Source organism: Microcystis sp. M53603_WE2, from assembly GCF_030065435.1.
Genome location: NZ_JASJFF010000380.1, coordinates 1 through 1,641, shown reverse-complemented (window position 1 = coordinate 1,641; position 1,641 = coordinate 1). Strand labels below are relative to the sequence as shown.

Here is a 1,641-nt window from a genome sequence, read left to right as displayed (position 1 = left end):
GGTGAAGGGATTCAAAGCAAGATTCGTGAGGTGGCTAACGGTCCGGGGACGGAAGTAACCGATGCTTGTCAAGCCATGGAAATGATTCGCAAAGGCGAGGATATTAACTATCAGGGGGCCAGTGGCAATGTGGATATCGATGAAAATGGCGATGTGGTCGGTAGTTACGATGTCTGGACTGTCAAGGATGACGGGACTCTCAAGGTTATCGATCAGGTGACACCTAATCAGTAATCAGTAATCAGTAATCAGTGATCAGGAGTCAGGAGGCGGTCGGCGGTCGGCGGTCGGCGGTCGGCGGTCGGCAGGAGGTAGGGGATAGGGTGATAGGGATTTAGGGGTTTAGGGAAATTTCAGCCAAATGCTCCACTTCCCCACTACTTCACTACCCCACTTCATAATTCATCATTCATACTTTGTGCTTTTTGTCAAAAAAACTTTTTTTTTGCAACAAAACTACACAAAAAAAAGATCATCGTTGTGGGTGAAATTGACTCATTTACCTGTCTTAATTAGGGTCTGCTGAAAAAGTTTTTCCTAGGGGCAGGGTGTAGGGTGTAGGGTGTGGGGTGTGGGGTTTTACAGATTTTGAGGGGGTCAATTACCTAATTTTCAGGGAAAAAGTCCCTGAATTTCCCCAACAGTCTTATGGGATGAAAATTCGACCGACTCCCATATAGTTTTCTAGATCAAATAAAATCTCAATCAAGCGGGTAGCACATCTTTGCCGATAGCTACTTTCATCAAAGCGATCAGGGTTTCCAATTGTCAGAATTGGCAGGGAAGCGGGTGTATTTTCTTCACGTATGGTTTGTTCCAGCGAATCAATTCCTTTCATATTTCGATTTGCTGTAATTAAAATCATCTGAGTGTTTTGAGCAAATTGCCAAACAACCCGATCACTACTATCCATCGGCAATCCAACATCCTGAAAGGTGAAGAAGCGGATGGGCAAAAGATCAAGCCATCCTTCTGCTGAGAGGGTTCCCCAGAATAAAACAACATCGCCCGTTAAGTTGTAGTCAATCAGAAAGTTCATGATTGAGATTCAATGCGTGCTTTCCACTCTTGAAGCTTCGCACGAATGGTTTCTTGACCAGGCTTAGGGGGCATCGCCGCAATCTTGGCAAATCGCTCACGATTTCGCTCTTCCCAGTATTGACGAATTTCTGTCGCTGTCTGCAAGCATTCTTGATACTCGGCTTCAACCTCAGTACAATGAGTCTCAATGTATGCTAGGGCTGAATCAATCTGTCTATCATTAAGACCAAGTTTTTCACGAATCAGCTTGGGGGGATACTGAGCCTTTAGGTAATCCATAACATCATAAAGGGTAATTCGCGTACCGGCGATTGTCAATCCACGCTCTGTACGAATAATAGCTGATTGCCCGTTGGATACCAGAACCATACTCATAACCTTCTAGAATTTCATCGAAAATTTGGGTCTGAAACCCCGCCGTTTTAGGTTGGCTTTGCTGTTAAATATTAGCACATTTACGAAATATATGCTAAAATATGAGACATGGAAAAGCTATCGCTACCGATTTTACCCGACACCAGAACAAGAGTCGCTATTGCGGCGCACTTTGGGCTGTGTAAGATTGGTTTACAATAAAGCTCTCCACGAACGAACACTAGC

General features: G+C 44.4%; 3 protein-coding genes and 1 pseudogene. 2 read left to right on the top strand and 2 right to left on the bottom strand.

Annotation, left to right across the window (positions count from 1 at the left end; all coding sequences use genetic code 11):
• Positions 1-234: pseudogene (locus PX481_RS08115) on the top strand (ABC transporter substrate-binding protein); the annotation flags it as partial.
• A 412-nt stretch (positions 235-646) separates the two neighbouring features.
• Here PX481_RS08115 and PX481_RS08110 read toward each other — a convergent pair.
• Both PX481_RS08110 and PX481_RS08105 read right to left on the bottom strand, forming a co-directional pair.
• Positions 647-1,039, bottom strand: coding sequence for a DUF5615 family PIN-like protein (locus tag PX481_RS08110; protein WP_002758893.1), 393 nt, complete (start codon positions 1,037-1,039; stop codon positions 647-649).
• Positions 1,036-1,410 (bottom strand): DUF433 domain-containing protein, encoded by a 375-nt coding sequence (locus PX481_RS08105; RefSeq protein WP_002758892.1) that lies wholly within the window; start codon positions 1,408-1,410, stop codon positions 1,036-1,038. The genes PX481_RS08110 and PX481_RS08105 overlap by 4 nt, the downstream gene beginning before the upstream one ends.
• Before the next feature lie 97 nt (positions 1,411-1,507).
• Here PX481_RS08105 and PX481_RS08100 point away from each other — a divergent pair.
• On the top strand, positions 1,508-1,641 hold a 134-nt coding region (locus tag PX481_RS08100), incomplete at its 3' end, for a helix-turn-helix domain-containing protein (RefSeq protein WP_288094284.1).

Bases quoted from the DNA above. Each gene is read 5' to 3' on its own strand.
- PX481_RS08105 (WP_002758892.1), bottom strand. From the start codon at position 1,410: ATGGTTCTGGTATCCAACGGGCAATCAGCTATTATTCGTACAGAGCGT.
- PX481_RS08110 (WP_002758893.1), bottom strand. From the start codon at position 1,039: ATGAACTTTCTGATTGACTACAACTTAACGGGCGATGTTGTTTTATTC.